Below are 23,409 nucleotides of genomic sequence, written 5' to 3'. Positions count from 1 at the left end.
TTTCACGCTCGGGCGGGGGCTGCCGTTTAGCTTGGCTGCGGCACCAAGGCATTATCCAGCGCGGCTGCCCGTATCGCGGCAGGGCGCTGATGAATACGGGCAAGATAGGTTTTGAAAGTCGGGTTCAGGGGCACGATTTTGAATTGCGTGAGCCAGCCCAAGGTAGCTCCCGCGAAAACATCGACGGCGCTAAAGGCCTCGCCCGCGAAATAGGGATTTTCTTTTAGGGCGTTTTCCATCGCCGAGATGGCAAGATCGAAGGTGCCAAAGCCCAGCATCCGGCTTTTTTCGGGCGGTATTTCGACTTCGAGGGCCCGAAACATTGCCGCTGAATCGAGCGGTCCTGCCGCAAAAAACATCCAGCGGAAATAGGCGGCGCGGGCGGGGGTTCCGGCGGGCGGGATCAGGCCCGCTTCGGGGAAAGCATCGGCCAGATAAGAGCAGATCGCCGCCGTTTCAGTGACGACTGCGCCCTTATGCTGAATTGCGGGAACTTTGCCGAGCGGGTTGATCGCGAGATAGTCGGGCGATTTCATCTCCGGACCATAGTTCACAACGCGGGTCTCGTAGGGCACGCCGATTTCTTCCAGCATCCAGCGCGCCACCCGGCCCCGCGACTGCGGATTGGTATAGAGAATCAGATCGTTAGACATACAGCGCTCCCGTGATAAACTACAGGCGCGAAGCGTAACATAGGTGCGCCGAAAACCCTAAACGCTTGGCGTCTGAACGCCAGCAGCGGCCCGAAGTGCGTTCAGGCGGTTCAGCCAGCCACTTAAAAAGACCTGCTCGCTGGGGTTTTTAGCGACGATATTCCGGTAATAGGCTTCGCGGGCATCGCAATATTGGGTAATTGTGGCCTCCAAGGGGGCGCTATTGGCGGCTTTTTGCGTTATTGGGCCAAACCCGCCATCTACCGTCGTGCCGACCTGCTGCTGCAAGAATTGTACGGCGCGGCCCACCCCCATATTCACGGCGGTGTCGAATTCAACGAGGTTTAACCGTGCGGGAATGCGGTCTGCGCCCGAGGGTGTCCAATAATTTTTCTGATAAATCTGTTGAACCTCAGCGTCAGTAATCAGCTTTACATCCTGGGTCGCCTGGTTTTGCTGGGTTCTCCAGGTATTATAGGTATTTTGAGTAATGCCTTTATTCGTGGCTCCCCCAGGATCGGCGGGATTATTCACATAGCCACCTTCCCATTTGAGAACGAAGGCGAGGCAACCATTGAAATCGAATGTCGTCACGCTCGACCCTCCGTTCTGAATAGATAGTATTTTAATATGATTTTTGCGTATTTTTGCAATCAAGAAGTGTGGTGGCGGTCGCACGGCTCGCCGAGCGCTTCGATAATCCGGCATTCACCGATGGTGCCGTGCCGGTCCTCGGCGATCATGCGGGCCACTTCCTCGCGCAACGCCGTCAGCCGCGCGATTTTATGATCGATGTCGATCAGATGTGCCGCCGCAATCGCATCGGCATCGTGGCAGGGGCGGGTATCGTCGGCGGCCAAGGCCAGCAGTTGATGAATGGCGGCCACCTCGAACCCAAGTTCGCGCGCGTGCCGAATGAAGCGCAGGCGGCGCACATCGTCCGCGCCGTAAACGCGCCGATTGCTGTCGGTCCGGTCGGCGTGTTCGAGCAGGCCGACGCTTTCGTAATAGCGAATCGTCGGGATTTTCACACCGGTTTCGCGCGATAGGGTTCCGATGCTGATGCTCTGCATTTTTCCGCTTGCTCCTCTAGTCACTAGAGGATGTAGGGCTAAGGCATGATCGTTTAAAGGACCAACGGAAAATGTCGCACGGCCACTCGCACCCTCACGACCACGACCACGGGCATTCCCATGCGCCGGAACCGCAGGCCGACGCTTGCGGCTGCCAAGGGAATCCCGTCTTCGATGGCATTGACCCGCGCTATCGCCGCACGCTTTGGCTGGTGATTGCGCTGAATGCGGGCATGTTCGTCACTGAAATTCTGGCGGGCCACCAGGCGGGCTCCCAAGCGTTGCAAGCCGATGCGCTCGATTTCCTCGGGGATACGCTGACCTATGGGCTCAGCCTCGCTGTCATCGGCCTATCGATCCGCGTGCGGAGCAATGCCGCCCTTGCCAAAAGCGTTAGCCTGTTTCTCATGGGGCTTTGGGTGTTCGGGTCAACCCTCTATCAGGTGATCGTGCCGAGCGTTCCGCAGGCCGAGGTGATGGGCGTTGTCGGCTTCCTTGCACTTGGGGCGAACGTCGCGTCGGTGCTACTCCTGATGCGGTATAAGGACGGCGACGCCAATGTTCGATCAGTCTGGCTGTGTTCGCGGAACGATGCCATCGGCAATATCGCCGTGATGGGGGCTGCGGTCGCGGTGGGCTTCACCGGCACGCGCTGGCCCGATCTATTGGTTGCGGGCATTATGGCCGGATTGTTCCTATCGTCCGCGGTGCAAATTCTGCGGCAGGCTTTGGCGGAGCGGCGGTCGGCGGTAGCGATGGTTTAAGCGGCGGCCTCTAAATCCGAAAGCTCGGTGGCGGTGATCCAGCCGCCGCCCAGAACGCGGTCGCCCTCATAGAAGACCGCCGCCTGCCCCGGCGCGATGCCATGCTGGGGCGTGCTCAAGCTCAGCGTGCCGCTGGCATCGGCGTTACGGGTGAGAGTGGCGGGAACTGGGGCTTGGGCCGAGCGTAGCTTGACCGTGCAGGCGGCTTCCATCGCCGTCGGGGCGCCTAACCAGTTCACCTCTTTCAGATGCACCCGGTCGCGCCCCAAGGCCGCGCGCGGGCCGACGACGACGCGGCGGCGGTTCGGCTCCAGGCGGATCACGAAAAGCGGCTCCCCGCCGCTCACTTCCGCGCCCAAGCCGAGGCCCCGGCGCTGGCCGATGGTGTAATGGATCACGCCCTGATGCTGCCCCACGACCCGGCCCGCCAGATCGACGATCTCGCCGGGCTCCACCGCTTCCGGGCGCAGGCGCTTCACAATGGCAGCATAATCGCCATCGGGCACAAAACAGATATCCTGACTGTCGGGCTTATCGTGCACCGTCAGGCCGTAGCGCTGGGCGAGGTCGCGCGTTTCCGGCTTGGTCAGATGCCCCAGCGGGAAGCGCAGATAGGCCAACTGCTCCGGCGTGGTCGCAAAGAGGAAATAGGATTGATCGCGCGCGGGATCGGCCCCGCGCAGCAACTCCGGCCCCTGGTCTCCCAGGCGGCGCTGAACGTAATGACCTGTTGCGAGCGCATCCGCACCCAAATCTTGAGCGGTGGCAAGGAGGTCGCGGAACTTGACCGTCTGATTGCAGCGCACGCAGGGGATAGGTGTTTCGCCGCGCGCGTAACTATCGGCAAACTCTTCGATTACCTGCTCTTTGAAGCGCGATTCGTAATCAAGCACGTAATGGGGAATGCCAATGCGCTCCGCCACCGTCGCCGCATCGTAAATATCTTGGCCCGCGCAGCAGGCCCCTTTGCGTAAAGCCGCGCCGAAATCGTAAAGCTGAAGGGTTATGCCGACAACGTCATACCCCTCGTCTTTCAGAAGCGCGGCCACAACAGAACTATCGACTCCCCCGGACATGGCAACGACCACGCGCGTTTCGGCGGGCGGCTTGGCGATACCGAGGGAGTTGAGCATAAGCGGCCTCTTAGCCCGCCATCATATTACGGCTGCCGGTGGGGAGCGAAACCTTCAGCCCATCCAACTCTTCCGTCATAATGATCTGGCAACCGAGCCGGGAGGTGGCGGTGAGGCCGAAGGCGAGATCGAGCATATCTTCCTCGTCTTCGCTGGCTTCCGACAGGCGCTCGTAATCTTCCGGGTCAACGACGACATGGCAGGTGGAACAGGCTAACGAGCCTTCGCACGCGCCTTCCAGATCGATCTGATTGCGATGCGCGATTTCCAGAACCGACAGGCCTACCGGCGCTTCTACCTCGTGGCGATTGCCGTCGCGGTCGATGAAGGTCAATTTCGGCATCGGTTTTCCTCTTCGGGGTTAAAACGCCCCTGTTTACCCGCTAGACTGCCGCTGGTCCAGTGCTGTGAAAGATTAAACGCTGAAGCTTTCGCCGCAGCCGCAGCGGGCCTTTTCGTTCGGATTGGTGAAGGTGAAGCCGGAGGTGAATTTATCTTCCCGGTAATCCATTTCCGAGCCGATGAGGAACATCACCGCCGCCGGATCGACCAGCACGGTCACGCCCTTATCTTCCACCACTTCGTCGAACTGCATCTTGCTGTCGGCATAATCGACGGCATAGGACAGGCCGGAGCAGCCGCGCGTTTTTATCCCGACCCGCAAGGCAACGGCACGGGGCTCGCGCTTATCCAGCAGCGATTTGACGCGGGCGGCGGCGGCATCGGTGAGCGAGATCACCGCTTTCGGGGCGGGGCGGGGGGAGGGATCGGTCTGGGCCATGGGGGCGGCTCCTTAGTCTTAGTCTAACTTAACAAGGTTAGTATGGGGGGTGACGCTTCTGCCTGCAAGCCGTTGCCACGCGGAACAGAATTGTTCCAACTGCGCCGCTGTCGTTCCCACGCCGAAACTGACCCGGATCGTGGCGCCCGCAATCTCGTCCGGATAGCCCATCGCCGCCAGCACGGCGCTGCGTTTCACCTTGCCCGAGGAGCAGGCCGACCCGGCGCTGACGGCAAATCCCGCAAGATCGAGCGCGATCACTTGGGTTTCAGCCGGTTTGCCGGGAAGGGCGACGGAAAAGCAATTGGGCAGTCGCGGGGCACCCGTTGCCGCCGGAAGAAACGCTCCCAGCGCGCACAAATCGGCTTCGGCTTTATCCCGCAGCGCCGCGAGCGCCGCCATTGCTGGAATTTCGGCTTTGGCGGCCTGGGCCGCGACCCCGAAGGCGGCAATCGCCCCAACGGCCTCGGTGCCCGCGCGCCGACCTTTCTCCTGCCCACCGCCGCGCAGCAGGGGCAGGGGCTCGCGGGCGGTGCCGCTGATCGAAGCGCCCAGGATCAGGGCCGCCGCGCCGGGCACGCCGCCGAGCTTATGGCCGGAGAGGGTGAGCAGATCGGCCCCGAGCGCTGCCATATCGAGCGGGATGCGCCCCGCTGCCTGTACGGCGTCGCAATGGAGAAGCCCGCCCTTGGCGTGGACGCGCGCGGCGATTTCGGGGATCGGTTGCAGAATACCGGTTTCGCTATTGGCCAGCATCACCGAGACCAGCGGCGGGCGCGACGCCTGAGCGAGCGCGGCATCAAGCGCGTCCATATCCAGCGTGCCATCGGCTTTAACCGGCAGAATGGTTGCGTCCGGTGCCGCCTGTTTCACCGCGTCATGCTCAATCGCTGAGATGATAACCGCGTGATCGGGGTAGCCGCCAAGGGCCATATTATTGGCTTCGGTGCCCGTGGCAGTGAAAACCACCTGATTTGCATCGACCGCGACCAGATCGGCGACCGACCGCCGGGCTTCTTCCACCCGCCGCCGCGCCGCCCGCCCGAGACTATGGACGGAGGAGGGGTTGCCGCCCGCCTGCACCGCAGCGACCAAGGCCGCCAGCGCTTCCGGGCGCGTCGGCGCGGTGGCGTTATAGTCGAGATAGATCATAAGGTTTCGTCATTCAGCCGCAAGCGGGGCTTGATGGGTTTGAATGCGCTGCTGGCACACGTCTTCGAGCGACACCGAGGCGAGAAACACGCCGATTTGCTCGCCCAGCGCCTGCCACAGATCATGGGTCATGCAGCGCGCGCCCTTGAGCGTACAGCCTTGGGGCGAACCCGGCGCGCAGCGGGTAGCCCGAATCGGCTCATCGACCGCGCGGATAATATCGGAAATCCAGGTATCGGCGGCGGGTTTCGCCAGCAGATAGCCGCCCCCCGGCCCGCGAACGCTGCGCACCAGCGCATGACGGCGCAGTTTGGCGAAAAGCTGCTCCAGGTAGGACAGCGAAATATCCTGTCGTTCGGCAATTTCGGCCAGGGCCACCGGCGCGCCCCGGCTTGTGTGGGCGAGATCGACCATGGCCATCACGGCATAGCGGCCTTTAGTGCTGAGCTTCATCGGTCACTCGGCAGGCAGCGGTGCCGTAGGCTCGTGCTTAGGCGTGCCGACGGGGCGCAGCGGCGAGCTATCCTCAAGTTCGGCTACCCGCGCCTTCAGCGCCGTCACTTCATCCAGCAGGCTATTGAACGCCCGCGCCAGCGGATCGGGCAAATCTTCGTTGGTGAGGCCATAGGCGCAGAAATCGACCTTGGCTTCCCCAACGACCTTGGCCGGAATGCCGGTAACGGTGGCTCCCGCTGGCACGGCCTTTACCACCACCGCATTAGCCCCCACGCGCGCGCCGCGCCCGACGGTAAAGCCGCCGAGAACCTGCGCGCCCGAGCCGACGATAACATTATCTTCCAACGTCGGGTGCCGTTTGCCACCATGCAGAGAGGTGCCGCCCAGGGTAACACCCTGATAGAGGGTAACATCATCGCCGATGATTGCGGTTTCACCGATGACGACGCCCATACCGTGATCGATAAAAAATCTTTGGCCGATTTGTGCCCCAGGATGGATTTCGATGCCGGTCAGCATCCGCCCTATCTGCGATAAACTGCGCGCAAGCGTAACCCAGCCGCGCTTCCAAGCGCTATGCGCCACCCGGTAAAACAGCACCGCGTGCAGCCCCGGATAGCACAAAATCACCTCCAGCCGCGAGCGGGCGGCGGGGTCGCGGGCGAGAATACTGTCAATCTCATCGCGGAACTGCTTGAAGAGCATGGTGCCCATCATTATCACTAAGGCCGCCCGGGGCGCGGCTGCCCATGGTATCGTCCAGTAGCATATAAAAAGCCCTACTGGCGCGGTCAAGTATGCGGCAAACGGCGCTCCTTCTCCAGCATCTCGTCTGGGGTGGGGCCGTAGGTTGGAAAGAAGGTGCCGAAGTCTATGCCCGAAGTTATCATCAATGGGCCGGAAGGCCGCTTGGAAGGCCGCTATCATCACGGCAAAACGCCGAACGCGCCCATCGCGGTCGTTCTGCATCCCGACCCGCGCGGCGGCGGCACGATGAATAATAAGATCACCTATGCGCTGTATCAGACCTTCGTGCAGCGCGGGTTCTCGGTCTTGCGCTTCAATTTTCGAGGAGTTGGCCGCAGCCAAGGCAGCTTCGACCGGGGTGAGGGCGAATTGTCCGATGCCGCGTCGGCGCTTGATTGGTTGCAAACCTATAACCCGAATGCCTCGGCAAGCTGGGTGGCCGGTTTCTCCTTCGGGGCGTGGATCGGCATGCAGTTGCTGATGCGCCGCCCGGAGCTGGTCAGCTTCATCTCGGTCGCGCCGCCCGCCAATATGTTCGATTTCACCTTCCTCGCCCCGTGCCCTGTATCGGGCCAGGTGATTCAAGGCGATGCGGACGAGGTGGTGCCGGAACCCTCGGTGGCGAAACTCGTCCATAAGCTCTCGAATCAGCGCGATATTACGATCGACTATCAGGTCGTACCGGGGGCGGGGCATTTCTTTGCCGATCAACTGCCCACCGTGACGGCGGCCGTGGATCGTTACGTAAAAGATACGATGGCGGCTCTACCTGCGACCGGCAGCGGCGGGCCGGGCCGGGCGGCGTTCCGCTAACGATCGCCTGCGTTCGGATTAAACGGGGGGGGCGGTGGCTTACGGGTGCCGTCCCCTTCCGAATTCGAACTTCCGCTCCCTTCGAAAATCGAGCGCAAAATCCCTGGCGCGAAGCCGGATAGCGGGTTGACGCTCACCTGCGGGTCGGCCATTTGGCCGGTGACGGTAAAGGTCCAGGCAAAAATGCCGCCGCCGTCGCCGCCCGTTAGCAGCGTGCCGAGCAGCGGAATCGCGCTGATCACTCGGTTGATCCCCGCCATCGGCACGATGGTTCCGTATAAATCCAGTTTTTCCGTCGTGCGGTTGATCGCACCATCGAGCTTCAAGCCCACCGAAAGCCCCGTGGTGCGGCCGTTGGCGAGGGTGATTTTCTGCGGACTAATCCGGTAGTTCAGCGTTGCCCGCTCAAAGGCGATACCCTCACCTTGCAGCAGTTCAGGAATGCCGGTGATCGAGGCAATCGCGAGGATACGGCCTAAAACCGGCTCTTCCAGCAAGCGATAGGCCGTCATCTTCGCGTCGCCGCGCCAGCCTTCGGCATCCGGCTGGCCGGTAACGCTCAAGGCCCCGCCGCGGACCGTATCGATCACCCCAGCAAAGGCGAGAAAGGCTCCGGCATCCGCCGCCTCAAGGGTCAAGTGCCGTTCTTTATCGGCACCCGAAATCATTGCGGAAACGTTACCATTCCCAATTTTTGCCGAAAAACCGAGGTCGCGCCACACATCGCGCGCCACCAGGAGGGTTGCTTTGACATTTTGGGCCTCGCGTTTTGGGCCGAGCACCAGCGTATCGAGTTTCGCCGTCAGGGCGAGCGATAGCGGCGGTGATTGTGATCCAGGCGGTTGCTTGGCCCGGTCGGCCATCAGGGCGGTTAGATCGAGCGAACGCCCGTCGAGATCAACAATCCAACCCTCGCGGCCGCGCTTAAAACTGGCGGCAAGATCGGTGCCCGGCATCTGCACGCGCCGCAAGACGGCTTGGCTGATATCCATGCGATTATCGAACTGGACGCTGCCCGCCGCGCTGCGCCCTGTCGCCGTGCGGTAGTCGAAGGTCGGGATTTGGGTGAGGCGGTTATCCTCCATCGCTAGTTCCGCCGTCGCTTGCGCGCCCTCGCCGATGGGCTTGACATAGAGAAGATCGACCACGTCAACCCGCGCCCGCGTTAGGTCGGCTTTGACCTGAACCTTGGCTTGTTTCGGTTTCGGTTCAATATACGTGAGATCCAGGCCGATGGGGCCGCTCACATATCCTGCGCCCGGCAGTTTCAGCGCCGCGCGCCCGGCGTCGTCCACCGTTCCGGCTAGGGTAAGGCTGCGCCCCGCATCGGTAAACGGTTCGGTCCAGCCGATCTGAAACCCGACGCCGTTGAGTTTACCGTTACCGCTGCCGCTGAGCCCCTTGGGGGTGATTTTCAACACCAGCGCGGCTTCGGAGAGGGAGATGTCTTCGATCACATTCCGCAGGGCAGCGTCGGTTAGCGTCGCCTCGGCGCTAATCTCCAACTGCTCCACTTTCAGCGCATCCAGGAGCGGGAAGCCCATCTGCAAATTGACCCGCGTCGTCCCTTGGCTCTGCTTTGGATCGATACCGAAACGTTTCATAAAACCCAGTGGCGGCAGGTCCAACAACCCCAGCGCCTCCGGAACCGGCCCTTCGATCGCCATGGTGAGCGCCATATGCTGATCTTTAGCTCTCAGCCCGGTAATGGCGATATTGCCGCTGGGAACGGTGAGACCGCCGCGCACGCGCCCATCTTGCAAACTCATGGTTAGGCGACCGTCGCTATGGGTATAGGTCAGCGCGCCGCCAACGCCTTCAACCGGGGGCACTTTCCCAAGGTAGGTTACGTCGATATTAGTGGCCTTGAGCGATGCTGTGAGTTCTTGAATATCCGGCTCCCCATCGCGCGACGGCAGAATAGCCCTCAGCGTGGCCGTTGCCTCCGAAACACCGCCTTTGGTGAGATTGGCGAAGATCCAGCGGCGCGGATTCGGGGCGACGGTCACGGGCCACAGGGTTGGCAGATCGGCCAAACTAACGGATTTGACCGCTAAAACCGCCTCGAGTTGAAGGGGGAACTGAAGCCTGTTCAGCGCAATTTTACCGCTTAGGCCCGTGCCATTCCCAACGATAAAGCGATTTATATGGATATCGAGACGATTATCTTTCAGCGCTAAACCCGCCTCTCCCCCGGCAACAGCCAGAACCCCGGTGGGCAATTCGCTATGAACGATACGCCCGGCACCAAATTTTAGCTGCGCCGTTAGGGTTTGCGGGTATCCGCTGCTATCCAGTACCGCCTGAGCGGTTGCATGGGTCGGCAGGATCAGCCCGCTTGCGTCGGCGAAACCGGGGAGGCGGGCGGCAATAGCCGACGGCATCAAATTGGCAATATCGATGCCGACCGTCCAAACGTCATCGTCCTGGTTTTGCCAGTCGCCGAGCGTGAGCTTCCCGCTAAGGGTGACGCGGGTTTCCTGGCCGGGCAGAATTAGCGTGCCGTCCATCCCGCCGAGAGGATTACCCGCCGGATCGGCTTGCAGGGTCGCAGATAGATCATTCACCCGCCATTCGGTGTTCATCCGCTCGTCCACCAAAACCACGCGGGTATCGCGCAAGCGTACCTGCCGCAGCCCATTCGGTTTGCCGAGTTGAAACACCTCGGTCAGCCACTGGGCGGGCGAGCGCGTGTTGCTCGCGTCAGTCGCCGTCTCGGGGGTTGGGGGGGCGGCGTCGCCGTCCGCCTGAATCCCGAGGGCGAAGCTGCCGTTTTCGGCGCGCCGTCCGCGCAGGATCAACCCGGTCAGGCGCAAAACGGTGGGCTGGAAACGCCCGCGCAGCAGTTCGGGGCCGCTAAACTCCAGCCATGCGGTCGGCAGGGTCAGAAGACGGCTACCGTCCAACGTGCTAACGCTGACCCCGCGCAAATCGAGCCCCAGATCGCCGCTGCTGGCGTCCCACGATAGGGCGGCTTGGCGCATGCGGATCGTCTGGCCCGAGACGGCGGAAAGGGCTTTTTCAAGCGGCTCTAAGGCAAAATCGAGCGGGACGGGGCCCTGCGCCAGCCGAAAAGCCCCGTAGCCCAGCACGCCAATAGCCAAGAACAGCAGAGCCAGCAGCGAGCGCACCCCGTGCCGGGTAAATCCGTCCAACATACGTCGCCGCTTGACCCGCTTCTTTCCGGGGATTACCGAACGGGGGGTAGCCGTGCCTGATCGCTTGAGGTCAGGCCCTGCGGAAGAAGGATCGGTCGATGGCGTTTCAGTTTCCATTCCTGGCGACACTCGATGGGCTACCGCGCCCCGGCCGACCGGATCGCGTGGCGGTCGCCATCGAAAGGTTGCTGGACCGCGCGGAAGCCGCCGGTGCGGAGTGCGTTGCTGCTATACGGGAAATGCTTGAACATCCGCAAGGTTCCCCCTTGATTGCGGCCATTTTTGGAAACAGCCCGTTTTTAACCGAGGCCATTCTTGCCGAACCGGCCTTTTTTGTAGCGCTTTTGACCCAGGGGCCGGACGCCACCTTCGCCGAACTGCTTACGCCCATTAATGATGAACTGGCGGCGGTGGCGCAATCCCCCGATCTCATGCGCCGCCTGCGCCACGCCAAACGCCGGGCGGCGCTGACGATTGCCGTGGCCGATCTGTGCGGCACTTGGCCGCTGCTGCGCGTGACGGGAGCCCTGTCGGAATTCGCTGACCGCTGCTTATCAGTCGCGGCGGGGCATGCCCTGGCGGTGAAGCGGGTTCAGAAGGGCGAAGTGCTCACCCCCGCTCTGGTCGCCGACAGCCGCCGGGGCCTCATCATCCTCGGCATGGGCAAGCTCGGCGCGCGCGAACTGAATTATTCCTCTGATGTTGATCTGATTTTGCTCTACGACCCCGACCGCGTTTCGCCCGGTGTGGTCGCCCTGCGCGATACGTTGCGCGAAACCTATGTGCGCTTTGCGCAAGATTTGGTGAAGCTTATCCAGGAGCGCACGGGTGACGGCTACGTTTTCCGTGTCGATCTGCGTCTGCGGCCCGATCCGGCGTCCACCCCGGCGGCGCTGTCGGTGCTCGCGGCGGAAACCTATTACGAGACCGTCGGCCAAAACTGGGAACGGGCGGCGATGATCAAAGCCCGGCTGGTGGCGGGCGATGTGGACGCGGCAGCGCTGTTTCAGCGCAATCTGCGCCCCTTCATTTGGCGGCGGCACCTGGATTTTGCGGCGATCAACGATATTCACAGCATCAAACGCCAGATCAACGCCCATAAGGGCGGCACCGAAGCGATTTTAGGGCACGATCTGAAGTTGGGGCGCGGCGGCATCCGCGAAATCGAGTTTTTCGTTCAAACCCAGCAATTGATCTGGGGGGGGCGCGACCCCTCCCTGCGCCTGCGCCCGACGCTGGAGGTGTTGGAAGCGCTTGTCAGGGCCGGGCGGGTGCAGCGGCCTATCGCCGACGCGCTGGCCGATGCCTATGAAAAACTCCGCACCTGGGAACATCGGGTGCAGATGGTTGAGGATCAGCAAACCCATAAGCTTCCCACCGATCCCGAGGCTTTTGCCGCGCTCGCGGCCTTCAGCGGTTTCGCTTCGGCGCAGGCTTTCGCGGTGGCGGTGGCGGAAACCTTGGGGCAGGTGCGCAGCCATTACGGCGATCTGTTCGAAGAATCGCCGCCGCTTTCGGGTCCGGGCAATCTGGTCTTTACCGGCGCGGACGACGATCCCGAGACAATCACGACCTTGCAGGGCATGGGGTTTGCCGACGCCTCGTCCTTGTCTGAAACCGTGCGCGGCTGGCACCATGGCCGCATCCGCGCCACCCGGTCGGCGCGAGCGCGCGAACTTCTGACCGAGTTGATGCCGACACTGCTGCAGGCCCTCGCCCAAATGCCCGATCCGATGGCGACCTTCGGGCGTTTTGATCGGTTTTTGACCAATCTTCCCGCTGGCGTGCAAATTCTCTCGCTGTTTCATCAGAACCCCGGCGTGCTCGATCTGGTGGCGGAAATCATGGGCTCGGCCCCAGGGTTGGCTGAGCATCTCGCGCGGCACTCGCGCCTGCTCGATGGGCTGATTCACGATGCGCGGCGGATTTCCGCCGATCTGCCGGTGATGATCGAAGCCGATTTGGCGGAAGATCTCGCGCGCGACCTTGCGCAAACGCAAGGCTTCGAGGATGTGCTCGACAGCGTCCGGCGCTGGACCGGCGACAGGCGCTTTCAGATCGGCGTTGCCCTGCTGCGCGGGGAGATCACTCCGGAGGCGGCGGCGCGCGCCCTGTCGGCGGTGGCGGATAGTGTTATCGCGGCGCTGCTGCCGCAGGTGCATCGGGAGTTCGCGCAAACCCATGGACAGGTGCCGGGGGGGGAATTCTGCGTTCTAGGGCTGGGCAAGCTTGGCGCGCGGGAGCTAACCCCAACGTCCGACCTTGATCTTGTGTTCATTTACCGCATGCCCGAAACGGTGGAACAGTCCGATGGGGGCAAGCCGCTGCCTCCATCGCTTTACTTCCAGCGCTTGGGCCAGCGGTTGATTGCGGCGCTGACCGTGTTAACGGCGGCAGGCGAACTCTATCAGGTCGATATGCGCCTGCGCCCCAGTGGCAATAAGGGGCCGGTGGCCTGTAGCCTCGATAGTTTCACCACCTATCAGACCGACGACGCCTGGACGTGGGAACATATGGCCCTAATCCGCGCCCGCACGGTGGCGGGCGATGCGCGCCTCTGTGCCGCAGTTCAAGCGGTGCGGATGGAAACTCTCACCCGCCCGCGCGATAAGGGGCTTATCCTCGCCGATGTGGCCGATATGCGCGCCCGCATCGCCAAGGAGCGCCCCGGTAGCGGCCCCTTCGATGTGAAGGACCGGCCGGGCGGCTTGGTCGATATCGAGTTTATCGCCCAAGGGCTTATTCTCTCCACCGTCGCGCCGGGGGCGAAGGCCCTGCCCGACGATCTGGGCAATACGCTCACCGCCCTGCAATGGCTTATCGACCAGGGCGCGGTGACGCCGGAGGCGGGGGAGGTGCTTTTGCACGCCTGCCGCCTGTGGCAAAGGCTGCAAGTGCTGTTGCGCTTGGCGGGAACGGGAAAATTCGATCCGGCGACGGCCCCGGAAGGGATGCGCCGCGCGTTGGTTCATGCGGCGGGCGTCCTTGACTTTTCAGCCCTTGAGCAAGAGATGAGTGAGGCCGCAACGCGCGTGCGGCGCCTGTTTACCGACTTAATCGATGCGCCCGCCCAGCGGCCCGCACCCCCCGAAGGAGACGCCCGACCATGAGCCTCGATGTTGGCACCCAAGCCCCCGATTTCACTCTGCCGACCGATGGCAATGGCTCCGTGACCCTCAGCGCGCTGAAGGGCAAGCCGGTGGTGCTCTATTTCTACCCGAAAGACGATACCTCCGGCTGCACCGCCGAAGCCTGCCAGTTCCGCGATATGCAGCCCGATTTTTCCGGTGCTGAGGCCGTCATCATCGGCCTGTCGAAGGACAGTGTGGCGAGCCACGATAAGTTCAAAAAGAAGTACGAACTGCCCTTCATGCTTGCCGCCGATACCGAAGGGGCTGCCTGCGAAGCCTATGGCGTGTGGGTAGAAAAAAGCATGTACGGCAAGAAATACATGGGCATCGAACGCGCCACCTTCCTCATCGACCGCGACGGCAAGATTGCGAAAATCTGGCGCAAGGTGAAAGTGCCGGGCCATGGGGCCGATGTGCTGAAGGCGCTGGCGGCTTTGGCGTAAAAGCTTGGGGACGCTGTCCCCAAACCCCTGGCCAAGGAGCTTGCTCCTTGGCAATCCCATTTCCTTTATGAGAATAAAATTACGATTTTCCAGTAAGTTAAGAATCAAAATGGGATTCTCAAGGGGCAAGCCCCTTGAGCGGAGTGCAGAGGCTGCGCCTCTGCTCCTCTCCCTCGTTTCCATGACAGAATCATGATGCGTTGCGGGGGCCGGGTTTTTACCGCACTCTCCGCCTCGCAACGTAAACAGGAAGGTGGGCTTTATGGGCGTCGAAGGTCAGCGGGCTCCGAGTGAAGGGGGCATGCGTCCCACCCAGCCGCGCTATGCCAATGCGGAAGCGATGGTCGCGGCGCTAAAGCCGGGCCATCCGGTTTATTGCGTGCGGCCCCATGTGGTGAAGCGCGCGGCGCGGGATTTTCTCGATGCGTTCGATGGGCGCGTGTTGTACGCGACTAAATGCAACCCGCATCCGCTGATTCTGCGCGCGTTGTATGAAGAAGGCATTCGCCATTTCGATACGGCGTCCTTGAATGAAGTCGCCCAGGTGCGCGAATTATTCCGTGACGCTGAGTGTTACTTCATGCACCCGGTTAAAAGCCGTAGCGCCATTCGGATTGCCGACGAGGTGTATAACGTCGAGCATTTCGTCATCGATACCCGCGACGAGCTGCATAAGGTTTTGGACGAAGCCCGCGAAGAGGGGCTGGCAATCATCGTGCGCCTCGCAACCCCTTCGGCGGGCGCGGCCTATGATCTGTCGGCAAAATTCGGCACGAAACCAGCGGAAGCGGTGGAACTGCTCCAGGAAATCAAGGCCGAGGGCTACCGGGCGGGAATCGGCTTTCACGTCGGCTCCCAATGCGCCAATCCGCGCGCCTTTCGCACCGCTTTGAAGATCGTTGGCGAGGTGCTGGATGCCGCCAAGGTCGATATTGCTTATCTCGACGTTGGCGGCGGCTTCCCCACCTCCTACCAGGGCGCGCAAGTGCCGCCCTTGTCGGAGTTTTTTGCCGAAATCGAAGCGGGATTGCGCGAAATCAAACTGCGCCGCGACTGCGTGCTGATGTGCGAGCCGGGCCGCGCCTTGGTGGCCGATGGCATGTCGTTGGTCACGCAGATTCACCTGCGCAAGGGCGATCAGCTTTACATCAACGACGGGATTTACGGCTCGCTGTCCGAAACCGTCACGGCACGCCTGCGCTTTCCCGTGCGCCCGATTCGGCTGACCGGCGGGTTTAGTCAGGATATGGTCGAGTATACGATTTACGGCCCGACCTGCGACTCAACCGACGTGCTGCCCGTCTCGATCCGCCTGCCTGCCGATATGAAGGAAGGCGATTGGATTGAATTCGGCCGCATCGGGGCCTATTCCAATGCGCTCGCCACCCGCTTCAATGGCTTCTTCCCGGATGCCTATGTTGTGGTGGAAGATGACGCAATGGCGATTGACGGAAATTAAGCATGGGGCTGGGTATGAAAGTGTCGCGGATTGAAGTTAGCCCAGGGATCTCCCTTGCCGTTCGAGAGAGTGGCCCTGCCGATGCGCCGCGCACGCTGTTTTGCGTGCATGGGCTCACCCGGAATGCCCAGGATTTCGATAAGGTCGCGGCGGCGATGGCCGACCGCTACCGAGTTATCGCCGTCGATATCGTCGGGCGCGGCGAGTCCGACTGGCTCCCCGATCCGGCGGGCTATGATTACCCCACCTATATTTGGCAGTGCATGACGCTGCTGGACAAATTGGGGCTGCCGCAAGTCGACTGGCTCGGCACATCTATGGGCGGTCTCATCGGTATCGGGCTTAATTCCGTGCAACCGCAGCGCATTCGGCGGTTGATTTTGAACGATGTCGGCGGGTTTTTGCCGAAGGAAGCGCTGAAATCCATCGTCGAGGCCGAGCGCAACCCGGTTTTCGCCTCGCTTGCTGACGCTGAAGTGAGTTTACGCCAGCGTTATGCCGATTTCGGCCCGATTTCGGACGCGGATTGGGCACTGCTCACCGAGGCGTCGACGCGCTTGCAGCCCGATGGCAGCTACCGATTGCGGTTCGATCCGAACATCTATGCAAGTTTCGACAAGGCTCCCGTCGGCGATATTAATCTTTGGCCGCTGTGGAACCAAGTGAAGCAGCCGGTGTTACTGTTGCGGGGTGGGCTCTCAGGTTTGCTCCTGAAGGCAACCGCCCTAGGGATGGTTGCACGCGGCGGGGTCGATCTTGTCGAGTTTGGCGATTGCGGTCACGCGCCGTCGCTGCTGCAGCCCGAGCAAATCCAACCGATCCGCGATTGGTTGCTGAAAACGGAATAGGGGGCGATCATGGGTTTATGGGTTCGGGCGGCACTTGCCGCAACGGTTCTCGGATTGGCAGGCTGCGCCGAGATGCCGGCGGCCCCGGCGAGCTTGTCGTCGCGCGCGCAAAGTGGCTTTGCCGCCTATGAAACGCACGCTTTCGACGGCGGCTATTTCGCCACCGATCTTAAGGGGCAGACCTATGCCTATGCGTGGTTGGATCGGGCCGATGAGTTCGATGTGACGCTGTCCGTATGCAGCCCACTCGGGTGCACGACGACCAAACGCTATGGGCAAAACCCGCTCCATGCCGCGCTGACCGTCTGCCGGGAAAATGCGGGCGACGTCTGCACGATCTATGCGGAAGGCATTCGGCGGCGCTAGAGCCGCCGAATGCTGAGCGTCTTAACTGCGCAACAGTTCAGCAGCTTCAAGCGCGGCATAGGTTAAAATCCCATCCGCCCCGGCGCGCTTGAAGCCGATGAGCGTTTCCAGCAGCGTGCGGTTGCCGTCGATGTACCCGGCGGCAACGCCCGCCTTCCACATCGCGTATTCGCCCGACACGTGATAGGCGAAGGTCGGCACGGCGAAGGTCTCCTTCACCCGGTAGAGCACGTCCAAATACGGCATGCCGGGCTTCACCATCACCCAATCCGCCCCTTCCGACAGATCGATGGCGACCTCCTGCAAGGCTTCATCGCTATTGGCCGGGTCCATTTGATAGGTGGCTTTGCCCTGCGGCCCGTAGGAGGCCCCCGTCACGCCCAAAGCGTCCCGAAACGGCCCATAGAAACCCGAGGCGTATTTCGCGGCGTAGGAGAGAATCAGCGTCTCCGTGTAGCCGTTTTCTTCCAACGCCTCGCGGATTGCGCCGATGCGCCCGTCCATCATATCGGAGGGGGCGATAACGTCGATCCCGGCTTCGGCCTGGGCGAGGGCCATTTTCACCAGGGCGGCGACGCTTTCGTCATTATCCACCCGGTCGCCGACAACGATACCGTCGTGCCCGTGCAGGGTATAGGGGTCGAGCGCCACATCGCCGATCAGGCCAATGTCGGGCACGGCGGCTTTCACGGCACGGATGGCGCGCTGCATCAGCCCGTCCGGGTTCCAGGCTTCCTCGGCTTCATCCGATTTGCTCTTGGGCTCAACCGCCGGGAACAGGGCAATCGCCGGAATGCCCAAAGCCACGGCGCGCTTCGCCTGTTCGATCAGCAGATCGATGGTCAGGCGCGATACGCCCGGCAGGCCGGAAATCGGGCGGGCTTCATTTTCGCCGTCGATGACGAACACCGGCCAGATCAGATCGGCGGCGCTCAGGCGGTTCTCCTGCACCAAGCGGCGCGACCAACCCGCCATGCGCGTGCGGCGCGGGCGGGTAAAGGGAAAGCCGGTGGGCGGGATCACGGACGGACGCGACATAGCGATTCCTTTATCTTTACGTGCGCGGAAACTGTTTATCGGAGTTTTCCGATCCTTCGCGGCTGCTAAAGTTTCCCGCACGTCAATAGGCCAGATTGACAGCCAAGGCCCGTTCCTTATGATCGAGAAAAACGGGAGGAACAAGCGCATGACCCACGATTTGACCGAAGATCAGCGTGCCTTTCAAAGCATGGCGCGCGATTTTGCTGCTGAACATCTCGCCCCCTTTGCCGCCAAATGGGACGAGGAGCATATTTTCCCCGTCGAGACCTTCCGGGCGGCGGCGGCCCTCGGCATGGCCGGAATTTATGTGCGGGAGGAATCGGGCGGCTCGGGCCTTACGCGGCTCGATGCGTCGCTGATTTTCGAAGAACTCTCGGCGGGGTGCGTGTCGTCGGCGGCCTATCTCTCCATCCACAATATGGTGGCGTGGATGATCGATACCTTTGGCAACGACGATCAGCGCGCGCGCTTTTTGCCGTCCTTGCTAACGATGGAAAAGCTGGCGAGCTACTGCCTTACCGAACCCGGCTCCGGCTCGGATGCCGCCGCTTTGCGGACGCGGGCGGTGCGCGACGGCGATCATTATGTGGTCAATGGCTCGAAGGCTTTTATCTCCGGCGCGGGCGTGTCGGAAGTCTATGCGGTGATGGTCCGCACGGGCGGCGAGGGGCCGGGCGGAATTTCCACGCTCTTGATCGAAAAGGGCACGCCGGGCCTTAGCTTCGGCAAGCCTGAGAAGAAAATGGGCTGGAACAGCCAGCCGACCGCCGTTGTCACTTTTGAAGATTGCCGCGTGCCGGTCGCCAATCGCCTGGGCGAAGAGGGCGAGGGCTTCAAGTTTGCCATGAAGGGGCTCGACGGCGGACGCATCAATATCGCCTCCTGCTCGCTCGGTGGCGCGCGCGCGGCCCTGGATGCGGCAAAAGCGCACATGGGGGTGCGCAAGCAGTTCGGCAAAGAGCTTTCCGCCTTTCAAGCGCTCCAGTTCCGCATTGCCGATATGGCGACCGAGCTTGAGGCCGCCCGCCTCCTGGTCCACCGGGCGGCGCGATCCTTGGATGCGGGCGACCCCGATACAACGATGCATTGCGCCATGGCGAAACGTTTTGCCACCGATGCCGGGTTCGAGGTGGCCAATCAGGCGCTGCAACTCCACGGCGGCTATGGCTATATCCAGGAATATGGGGTGGAGCGTATCGTGCGCGATTTGCGCGTTCACCAGATTCTCGAAGGCACCAACGAGGTGATGCGCGTCATCATCGCCCGCAAGCAACTCCAAGAGGGCCGCAATGTCTGAGGCTGTATCGCAAGAAAGCGTGCTGTTCGACACCACGAACGGCGTGCTGACGATCACGCTGAACCGCCCCAAAGCCTTGAATGCGCTGTCGCTGGAGATGATCCGGGCGATGGCCCCGGTTCTGCGCTCGGCGGCCACCGATCCCGCTATTTGTAGTGTGATTCTGCAAGGCGCGGGGGAGCGGGCCTTTTGCGCGGGCGGCGACGTGCGCGCGGTGGCCCAAGCCGTCAGCGGTGGCGATATGGCGGCGGCGGATGCGTTCTTCCGCGAGGAATATACGCTGAACCATTTGCTGCACACCTACCCGAAGCCGATCATCGCCTTGATCCACGGCGTGTGCATGGGCGGCGGCGTCGGGCTGTCGGCGCACGGGCCGCTGCGGGTGGTGGCCGATAGCTTGCTGTTCGCCATGCCGGAAACCGGGATTGGTCTTTTCCCCGACGTTGGCGGAACCTGGGTGCTGAATCAGATGCCGGGGGAGATCGGCCTCTATCTCGGCCTCACCGGCGCGCGCTTGGGCGCGGCGGATGCCTGCGCGATTGGCTTTGCCACCCATCACGTCAAAGACGCCGATCTTCCCGCCTTACGCTCCGCCTTGATCGAGGCTGCACCTGCGACGGACGCAGAGGCTGAAGCGGTGATCGCCCGGTTCGATCGACAGCGCGGGAAGAGCGCGTTGCTAGCCCAGCAGGCGTTGATTGATCGTTTGTTTGCGGGCGACTCGGTCGAAACTATTCTGGCCGCGCTTGAGGCTGACGGGAGCGATTGGGCCAAGGCTCAGGCCGAGACCTTGCGCCATAAATCGCCAACCAGCCTGAAGATTACGCTGGAGCAGTTGCGCGGCGGGAAGGGGCTCGATATTGCCGCTGTCTTTGTTCGGGAATACCGCCTGAGCCAGCACTGCATGGCGGGGCCGGATTTCCGCGAAGGCATCCGGGCGCTGCTGATCGATAAAGACCAATCGCCGAGATGGTCGCCCGCGACGCTGGCCGAGGTGACGCCGACGGTGGTGGAAAGCTTCTTTGCGCCCCTGCCGGGCCGCGAGTTGGATTTGAGTGCGAACGTGGCCTTAACCGCCTAACCCAAAAAAAATATCCTCGGGGGGAAACATCATGGCGACAATCGCCTTTATCGGTTTGGGCAATATGGGGCGTCCGATGGCGCTCAATCTGGTGAAAGCCGGGCATGTTTTGCGCGTATTCGATTTGAACCCGGCGGCGGTGGCGGCCCTGGTCGCCGTGGGCGCGGTTGCCGCGGCAACGCCGGGGGAGGCCGTTGATGGGGCGGAGATTGCCGTCTCGATGCTCCCGGCTGGGCTGCAGGTGCGCGAGGTTTATACCGGCGCGGGCGGGGTGTTCGACCGGCTTCCGGCGGGTGGCCTCTGTATCGACTGCTCCACCATCGACGTGGCTTCTGCGCGCGATGTGGGCAACGAGGCGGCTAAACGCGGCCTTCGCTTCGTCGATGCGCCGGTTTCAGGCGGTACCGCTGGGGCCGAAGCGGGCACACTGACGTTTATGGTCGGCGGTCCTGAAAGCGCTTTCAGCGCAGCAAAGCCGATTTTGGAAGCCATGGGCAAGACGATTGTCCACGCAGGCGGGGCGGGCAATGGTCAAGCGGCGAAGATTTGTAACAATATGGTTTTGGGCATCAGCATGATTGCTGTGTCTGAAGCTTTCGCGATGGCCGAAAAACTGGGGCTGGACGCGCAAACATTGTTCGATATTAGTTCGAAGTCCTCTGGGCAATGTTGGGCGATGACATCTTACTGCCCGGCCCCCGGCCCGGTGCCGACGGCCCCCGCCAACCGGGGTTATGCTCCTGGCTTTGCCGCTGCTATGATGTTGAAAGATTTGGATCTTGCCGAAAAAGCGGCCGAGTCGGTCGGCGCGGCAACCCCCTTGGGGCATCTCGCAGCCCAGCTCTATCGCGACTATTGCGCGCAAGGCGACGGCGGCAAGGATTTCTCTGGGATTATTCAGATGCTAGCCAAAGGCGCGTGAAGGCGGTATCAAGGGACTAACATATTTCCCTAAAACGCTGGCGCGACCTTCAGGGGGACAGGAAGGCCGCGCCCAAGGAGAAAAACGTGAAGGCCGCATATCTTGAGGCAATCCGGCTCACCGAGCGTCTGCATCGTCAGTTTCTGGAACTGGTCAAGAGCGAGCTTGATCGCCTCGGCATCGAGGATATCAACAACGTTCAGGCCTTTATCCTGTTCAATATCGGCAGTGACGATCTGACCGTCGGTGAACTCACCAACCGAGGCTATTACCTCGGCTCAAACGTGTCCTACAACGTTCGCAAGATGGTGGAGAACGGCTACCTGATGCAGGAACGTTCCACCCACGACCGCCGGTCGATCCGGGTGAAGCTCTCGGCCAAGGGTCTGGAACTCTGCCAGATGATGGACCGGATGTTCGATCGGCAAATTTCCGCCCTGGGCGAAGTTGCGACCGATGCTGAGTTGACGAGCGCTGCCAATACCTTCCGCCGCCTGGAACGGTTCTGGATTGGCATGCTCGATTACGGCCTGCGGACCTAGTATCAACAAAATCACGGGGGCCTGCGCGGCCCCCGTTTTTTTTGCGCCGATCCATCGGCCTCTGCTAAACTTCCCTCGCAGTTAAGTGAAGGAATGACACGATGGTTGCGCTCAAGCTTCAGCGGATCGGCGACGAGATCGGCGTTATCCTCCCCAAGGAGGCGCTGGACGCTTTGGGTTTGGGGGAGGGCGGCACGGTTTATGTGTCGGAGGCTCCGAATGAGATTGCGCCTTCGTCCCCTGATGTCCGGCATCAGCGCCAGTTGGAAGCTGCCCGCGAGATCATGCAGCGCCGCCGCGACGTTTTGCGCGTGCTGGCGCAATGATGGAGCCTGAATGGGTTCTGCCGAGCCTCGTTGAGACCATTCATCAAGAACAGATCGACGAGCACGGCGGCCTTGCCGGTGTTCGGGATGCGGGGCTGCTCGAATCGGCGTTGGCGCGCCCACGCCAACTTTTCAGCTTCGGCGATCCTGATCTGTGCGACCTTGCTGCCGCCTATGCCTTTGGGATTGCCCGGAATCATCCTTTTCTGGACGGCAATAAACGCACCGCTTTCGTTGTTTGCGAATTATTCCTGATTTTAAATAAGGTCAGTCTTTCGGCCGATGACGAAACCTGTATCAAAACCATGCTCGCCCTTGCTTCAGGAAGCATGACCGAGCAGGCCTATGCCGATTGGCTGCGATCGGTGACGCGGCTGGTGCCCTAAACCCCGTCCGGTCTGAAATCCGTCACCCGGCGCATGGCGAAGCTCGATTGAATGCGGGCAACACCGGGTAGGCGCGACAGAACTTCCTTATGCAGCCGCTCATAGTCGGCCACCGTGCGCGTTTCGGCGAGCACGAGATAATCGGCGACGCCGGTCATCAGGTAGCAGGCCGTGACCTCCGGGCATTTGCGGATTTCGGCCTCAAAGCGCCCCAGGTGATCTTCGGTTTGGCGCTCCAGAGTGATCTGAATGATTGCCACGGTCGGCGGCTGGTCTTGGGGCGCGTCGATGAGGGCGGTATAGCCGCGAATAATGCCGCGATGCTCCAGCAGCCGCACGCGGCGCAGGCAGGCCGAAGCGGAAAGGCCGACGCTTGTCGCAAGATCGGCATTGCTCATCCGCCCATCATTGCGCAGGGCGCGCAACAGCTTGCGGTCAATCTCGTCAAGAGTCGTAGAATCGGCCATCGGATTCGAATTTTCCTGCATGTAAGCCATAATTTTCGAAGAAAATTCGATAGAACGCAAATACATCGCGCACTTCTACGCTTATACTTAATCTTTGCAGTCCATAAAAATAAAGGGGTTAGGCGATGCGCGTTCTCGTGCTGGGCAGTGGGGTTATCGGGGTTACGACCGCCTATTATCTCAATAAGGCCGGGCATGAGGTGACGGTGATCGACCGGCAGCCCTCGCCCGCGCAGGAAACCAGCTTTGCCAATGCGGGGGAAGTGTCGCCGGGCTATTCGTCGCCCTGGGCCGGGCCGGGTGTGCCGATTAAGGCGATGAAATGGATGTTCATGAAGCACGGGCCGCTGGTCGTGCGCCCGACGCTGGA

At 61.7% G+C, this 23,409-nt stretch carries 26 protein-coding genes; 14 read left to right on the top strand and 12 right to left on the bottom strand.

Translation table 11 applies throughout. The annotated features are described in order from the left end of the window. Positions 1 to 26: 26 nt before the first annotated feature. The 3 genes from ACIQ36_RS00130 to ACIQ36_RS00120 are packed head-to-tail and all read right to left on the bottom strand — an operon-like array spanning position 27 to position 1,726. Positions 27 to 653 (bottom strand): glutathione S-transferase family protein, encoded by a 627-nt coding sequence (locus tag ACIQ36_RS00130; protein WP_395823995.1) that lies wholly within the window; start codon positions 651 to 653, stop codon positions 27 to 29. Between the two features lie 57 nt (positions 654 to 710). Continuing rightward, the gene (locus ACIQ36_RS00125; RefSeq protein WP_395823993.1) at positions 711 to 1,247 is read right to left on the bottom strand and encodes a glycoside hydrolase family 108 protein; all 537 of its coding nucleotides are present in this window, start codon (positions 1,245 to 1,247) and stop codon (positions 711 to 713) included. Between the two features lie 59 nt (positions 1,248 to 1,306). After that, positions 1,307 to 1,726, bottom strand: coding sequence for a helix-turn-helix domain-containing protein (locus ACIQ36_RS00120; protein ID WP_395823990.1), 420 nt, complete (start codon positions 1,724 to 1,726; stop codon positions 1,307 to 1,309). Between the two features lie 71 nt (positions 1,727 to 1,797). On the opposite strand from ACIQ36_RS00120, the gene ACIQ36_RS00115 reads away from it, so the two are divergent. Next, entirely contained in the window at positions 1,798 to 2,490 is a 693-nt protein-coding gene (locus tag ACIQ36_RS00115) for a cation transporter (protein WP_395823987.1), read from the top strand. Here ACIQ36_RS00115 and mnmA read toward each other — a convergent pair. The 6 genes from mnmA to cysE form a co-directional block, all read right to left on the bottom strand. Further along, on the bottom strand, positions 2,487 to 3,623 hold the full coding sequence (gene mnmA, locus ACIQ36_RS00110) for a tRNA 2-thiouridine(34) synthase MnmA (RefSeq protein ID WP_395823984.1): 1,137 nt from the start codon (positions 3,621 to 3,623) through the stop codon (positions 2,487 to 2,489). The genes ACIQ36_RS00115 and mnmA overlap by 4 nt on opposite strands. A gap of 10 nt (positions 3,624 to 3,633) precedes the next feature. Beyond that, complete coding sequence (locus ACIQ36_RS00105) at positions 3,634 to 3,966, bottom strand: ferredoxin family 2Fe-2S iron-sulfur cluster binding protein (protein ID WP_395823981.1); 333 nt, start codon at positions 3,964 to 3,966, stop codon at positions 3,634 to 3,636. Between the two features lie 72 nt (positions 3,967 to 4,038). After that, complete coding sequence (locus ACIQ36_RS00100) at positions 4,039 to 4,404, bottom strand: HesB/IscA family protein (RefSeq protein WP_395823978.1); 366 nt, start codon at positions 4,402 to 4,404, stop codon at positions 4,039 to 4,041. A gap of 18 nt (positions 4,405 to 4,422) precedes the next feature. Further along, positions 4,423 to 5,556 carry a cysteine desulfurase family protein gene (locus ACIQ36_RS00095; RefSeq protein ID WP_395823976.1) on the bottom strand — a complete coding sequence of 378 codons (1,134 nt, stop codon included), beginning with the start codon at positions 5,554 to 5,556 and terminating at the stop codon, positions 4,423 to 4,425. 9 nt (positions 5,557 to 5,565) lie between these two features. Further along, a complete protein-coding gene (locus ACIQ36_RS00090; protein ID WP_395823973.1) occupies positions 5,566 to 6,009 on the bottom strand; it encodes an Rrf2 family transcriptional regulator in 444 nt (147 codons plus the stop codon). A gap of 3 nt (positions 6,010 to 6,012) precedes the next feature. Further along, on the bottom strand, positions 6,013 to 6,729 hold the full coding sequence (gene cysE / locus ACIQ36_RS00085; protein WP_395823971.1) for a serine O-acetyltransferase: 717 nt from the start codon (positions 6,727 to 6,729) through the stop codon (positions 6,013 to 6,015). A 156-nt stretch (positions 6,730 to 6,885) separates the two neighbouring features. Between cysE and ACIQ36_RS00080 the strand changes: the two genes are divergently transcribed. Continuing rightward, positions 6,886 to 7,572: an alpha/beta hydrolase gene (locus ACIQ36_RS00080; RefSeq protein WP_395823969.1), complete on the top strand. Its 687-nt coding sequence runs from the start codon at positions 6,886 to 6,888 to the stop codon at positions 7,570 to 7,572. Here ACIQ36_RS00080 and ACIQ36_RS00075 read toward each other — a convergent pair. Continuing rightward, positions 7,569 to 10,730, bottom strand: coding sequence for an AsmA-like C-terminal domain-containing protein (locus tag ACIQ36_RS00075; RefSeq protein WP_395823966.1), 3,162 nt, complete (start codon positions 10,728 to 10,730; stop codon positions 7,569 to 7,571). The two genes, ACIQ36_RS00080 and ACIQ36_RS00075, sit on opposite strands and share 4 nt — an antisense overlap. A gap of 98 nt (positions 10,731 to 10,828) precedes the next feature. On the opposite strand from ACIQ36_RS00075, the gene ACIQ36_RS00070 reads away from it, so the two are divergent. From ACIQ36_RS00070 to ACIQ36_RS00050, 5 genes are all read left to right on the top strand, one after another. Next, complete coding sequence (locus ACIQ36_RS00070) at positions 10,829 to 13,840, top strand: bifunctional [glutamine synthetase] adenylyltransferase/[glutamine synthetase]-adenylyl-L-tyrosine phosphorylase (RefSeq protein WP_395823964.1); 3,012 nt, start codon at positions 10,829 to 10,831, stop codon at positions 13,838 to 13,840. Continuing rightward, positions 13,837 to 14,304, top strand: a complete 468-nt coding sequence (gene bcp / locus ACIQ36_RS00065) for a thioredoxin-dependent thiol peroxidase (RefSeq protein ID WP_395823961.1) — start codon at positions 13,837 to 13,839, stop codon at positions 14,302 to 14,304. The genes ACIQ36_RS00070 and bcp overlap by 4 nt, the downstream gene beginning before the upstream one ends. A 301-nt stretch (positions 14,305 to 14,605) precedes the next feature. Further along, on the top strand, positions 14,606 to 15,763 hold the full coding sequence (locus ACIQ36_RS00060; protein WP_395823958.1) for a type III PLP-dependent enzyme: 1,158 nt from the start codon (positions 14,606 to 14,608) through the stop codon (positions 15,761 to 15,763). 2 nt (positions 15,764 to 15,765) lie between these two features. Further along, entirely contained in the window at positions 15,766 to 16,611 is an 846-nt protein-coding gene (locus ACIQ36_RS00055; RefSeq protein ID WP_395823955.1) for an alpha/beta fold hydrolase, read from the top strand. 9 nt (positions 16,612 to 16,620) lie between these two features. Continuing rightward, entirely contained in the window at positions 16,621 to 16,977 is a 357-nt protein-coding gene (locus ACIQ36_RS00050; RefSeq protein WP_395823951.1) for a hypothetical protein, read from the top strand. A 21-nt stretch (positions 16,978 to 16,998) separates the two neighbouring features. On the opposite strand, the gene hemB is transcribed toward ACIQ36_RS00050, so the two are convergent. Then, positions 16,999 to 18,015: a porphobilinogen synthase gene (gene hemB, locus ACIQ36_RS00045; protein ID WP_395823948.1), complete on the bottom strand. Its 1,017-nt coding sequence runs from the start codon at positions 18,013 to 18,015 to the stop codon at positions 16,999 to 17,001. A gap of 148 nt (positions 18,016 to 18,163) precedes the next feature. On the opposite strand from hemB, the gene ACIQ36_RS00040 reads away from it, so the two are divergent. The 6 genes from ACIQ36_RS00040 (at position 18,164) to ACIQ36_RS00015 (ending at position 22,572) form a co-directional block, all read left to right on the top strand. Continuing rightward, positions 18,164 to 19,315 carry an isobutyryl-CoA dehydrogenase gene (locus ACIQ36_RS00040; RefSeq protein WP_395823945.1) on the top strand — a complete coding sequence of 384 codons (1,152 nt, stop codon included), beginning with the start codon at positions 18,164 to 18,166 and terminating at the stop codon, positions 19,313 to 19,315. Next, complete coding sequence (locus ACIQ36_RS00035) at positions 19,308 to 20,396, top strand: enoyl-CoA hydratase/isomerase family protein (RefSeq protein ID WP_395823942.1); 1,089 nt, start codon at positions 19,308 to 19,310, stop codon at positions 20,394 to 20,396. The genes ACIQ36_RS00040 and ACIQ36_RS00035 overlap by 8 nt, the downstream gene beginning before the upstream one ends. 31 nt (positions 20,397 to 20,427) lie before the next feature. Next, positions 20,428 to 21,318: a 3-hydroxyisobutyrate dehydrogenase gene (gene mmsB, locus ACIQ36_RS00030; RefSeq protein ID WP_395823939.1), complete on the top strand. Its 891-nt coding sequence runs from the start codon at positions 20,428 to 20,430 to the stop codon at positions 21,316 to 21,318. A gap of 86 nt (positions 21,319 to 21,404) precedes the next feature. Next, positions 21,405 to 21,860, top strand: a complete 456-nt coding sequence (locus tag ACIQ36_RS00025; protein WP_395823937.1) for a MarR family winged helix-turn-helix transcriptional regulator — start codon at positions 21,405 to 21,407, stop codon at positions 21,858 to 21,860. Between the two features lie 101 nt (positions 21,861 to 21,961). Continuing rightward, complete coding sequence (locus ACIQ36_RS00020) at positions 21,962 to 22,186, top strand: AbrB family transcriptional regulator (RefSeq protein WP_395823935.1); 225 nt, start codon at positions 21,962 to 21,964, stop codon at positions 22,184 to 22,186. Beyond that, the gene (locus tag ACIQ36_RS00015) at positions 22,183 to 22,572 is read left to right on the top strand and encodes a type II toxin-antitoxin system death-on-curing family toxin (RefSeq protein ID WP_395823932.1); all 390 of its coding nucleotides are present in this window, start codon (positions 22,183 to 22,185) and stop codon (positions 22,570 to 22,572) included. Before ACIQ36_RS00020 ends, ACIQ36_RS00015 begins: the two co-directional genes overlap by 4 nt. Here ACIQ36_RS00015 and ACIQ36_RS00010 read toward each other — a convergent pair. Continuing rightward, positions 22,569 to 23,039, bottom strand: coding sequence for an Lrp/AsnC family transcriptional regulator (locus ACIQ36_RS00010; RefSeq protein ID WP_395823930.1), 471 nt, complete (start codon positions 23,037 to 23,039; stop codon positions 22,569 to 22,571). The two genes, ACIQ36_RS00015 and ACIQ36_RS00010, sit on opposite strands and share 4 nt — an antisense overlap. Positions 23,040 to 23,164: 125 nt before the next feature. Between ACIQ36_RS00010 and ACIQ36_RS00005 the strand changes: the two genes are divergently transcribed. Then, the coding region (locus ACIQ36_RS00005; RefSeq protein ID WP_395823927.1) for an FAD-dependent oxidoreductase at positions 23,165 to 23,409 on the top strand (245 nt) is incomplete at its 3' end.

The organism is Elstera sp. (assembly GCF_044372965.1).
Taxonomy (GTDB): Bacteria; Pseudomonadota; Alphaproteobacteria; order Elsterales; family Elsteraceae; genus Elstera.
This window is presented reverse-complemented; position numbering and strand designations above follow the sequence as displayed.

Excerpts from the sequence above, each read along its gene's own strand:
- ACIQ36_RS00130 (WP_395823995.1), bottom strand. The coding sequence starts at position 653 with ATGTCTAACGATCTGATTCTCTATACCAATCCGCAGTCGCGGGGCCGG.
- ACIQ36_RS00120 (WP_395823990.1), bottom strand. The coding sequence starts at position 1,726 with ATGCAGAGCATCAGCATCGGAACCCTATCGCGCGAAACCGGTGTGAAA.
- ACIQ36_RS00115 (WP_395823987.1), top strand. The coding sequence starts at position 1,798 with ATGTCGCACGGCCACTCGCACCCTCACGACCACGACCACGGGCATTCC.
- mnmA (WP_395823984.1), bottom strand. The coding sequence starts at position 3,623 with ATGCTCAACTCCCTCGGTATCGCCAAGCCGCCCGCCGAAACGCGCGTG.
- ACIQ36_RS00105 (WP_395823981.1), bottom strand. The coding sequence starts at position 3,966 with ATGCCGAAATTGACCTTCATCGACCGCGACGGCAATCGCCACGAGGTA.
- ACIQ36_RS00100 (WP_395823978.1), bottom strand. The coding sequence starts at position 4,404 with ATGGCCCAGACCGATCCCTCCCCCCGCCCCGCCCCGAAAGCGGTGATC.
- ACIQ36_RS00095 (WP_395823976.1), bottom strand. The coding sequence starts at position 5,556 with ATGATCTATCTCGACTATAACGCCACCGCGCCGACGCGCCCGGAAGCG.
- ACIQ36_RS00090 (WP_395823973.1), bottom strand. The coding sequence starts at position 6,009 with ATGAAGCTCAGCACTAAAGGCCGCTATGCCGTGATGGCCATGGTCGAT.
- cysE (WP_395823971.1), bottom strand. The coding sequence starts at position 6,729 with ATGATGGGCACCATGCTCTTCAAGCAGTTCCGCGATGAGATTGACAGT.
- ACIQ36_RS00080 (WP_395823969.1), top strand. The coding sequence starts at position 6,886 with ATGCCCGAAGTTATCATCAATGGGCCGGAAGGCCGCTTGGAAGGCCGC.
- ACIQ36_RS00075 (WP_395823966.1), bottom strand. The coding sequence starts at position 10,730 with ATGTTGGACGGATTTACCCGGCACGGGGTGCGCTCGCTGCTGGCTCTG.
- ACIQ36_RS00070 (WP_395823964.1), top strand. The coding sequence starts at position 10,829 with ATGGCGTTTCAGTTTCCATTCCTGGCGACACTCGATGGGCTACCGCGC.
- bcp (WP_395823961.1), top strand. The coding sequence starts at position 13,837 with ATGAGCCTCGATGTTGGCACCCAAGCCCCCGATTTCACTCTGCCGACC.
- ACIQ36_RS00060 (WP_395823958.1), top strand. The coding sequence starts at position 14,606 with ATGCGTCCCACCCAGCCGCGCTATGCCAATGCGGAAGCGATGGTCGCG.
- ACIQ36_RS00055 (WP_395823955.1), top strand. The coding sequence starts at position 15,766 with ATGGGGCTGGGTATGAAAGTGTCGCGGATTGAAGTTAGCCCAGGGATC.
- ACIQ36_RS00050 (WP_395823951.1), top strand. The coding sequence starts at position 16,621 with ATGGGTTTATGGGTTCGGGCGGCACTTGCCGCAACGGTTCTCGGATTG.
- hemB (WP_395823948.1), bottom strand. The coding sequence starts at position 18,015 with ATGTCGCGTCCGTCCGTGATCCCGCCCACCGGCTTTCCCTTTACCCGC.
- ACIQ36_RS00040 (WP_395823945.1), top strand. The coding sequence starts at position 18,164 with ATGACCCACGATTTGACCGAAGATCAGCGTGCCTTTCAAAGCATGGCG.
- ACIQ36_RS00035 (WP_395823942.1), top strand. The coding sequence starts at position 19,308 with ATGTCTGAGGCTGTATCGCAAGAAAGCGTGCTGTTCGACACCACGAAC.
- mmsB (WP_395823939.1), top strand. The coding sequence starts at position 20,428 with ATGGCGACAATCGCCTTTATCGGTTTGGGCAATATGGGGCGTCCGATG.
- ACIQ36_RS00020 (WP_395823935.1), top strand. The coding sequence starts at position 21,962 with ATGGTTGCGCTCAAGCTTCAGCGGATCGGCGACGAGATCGGCGTTATC.
- ACIQ36_RS00015 (WP_395823932.1), top strand. The coding sequence starts at position 22,183 with ATGATGGAGCCTGAATGGGTTCTGCCGAGCCTCGTTGAGACCATTCAT.
- ACIQ36_RS00010 (WP_395823930.1), bottom strand. The coding sequence starts at position 23,039 with ATGGCCGATTCTACGACTCTTGACGAGATTGACCGCAAGCTGTTGCGC.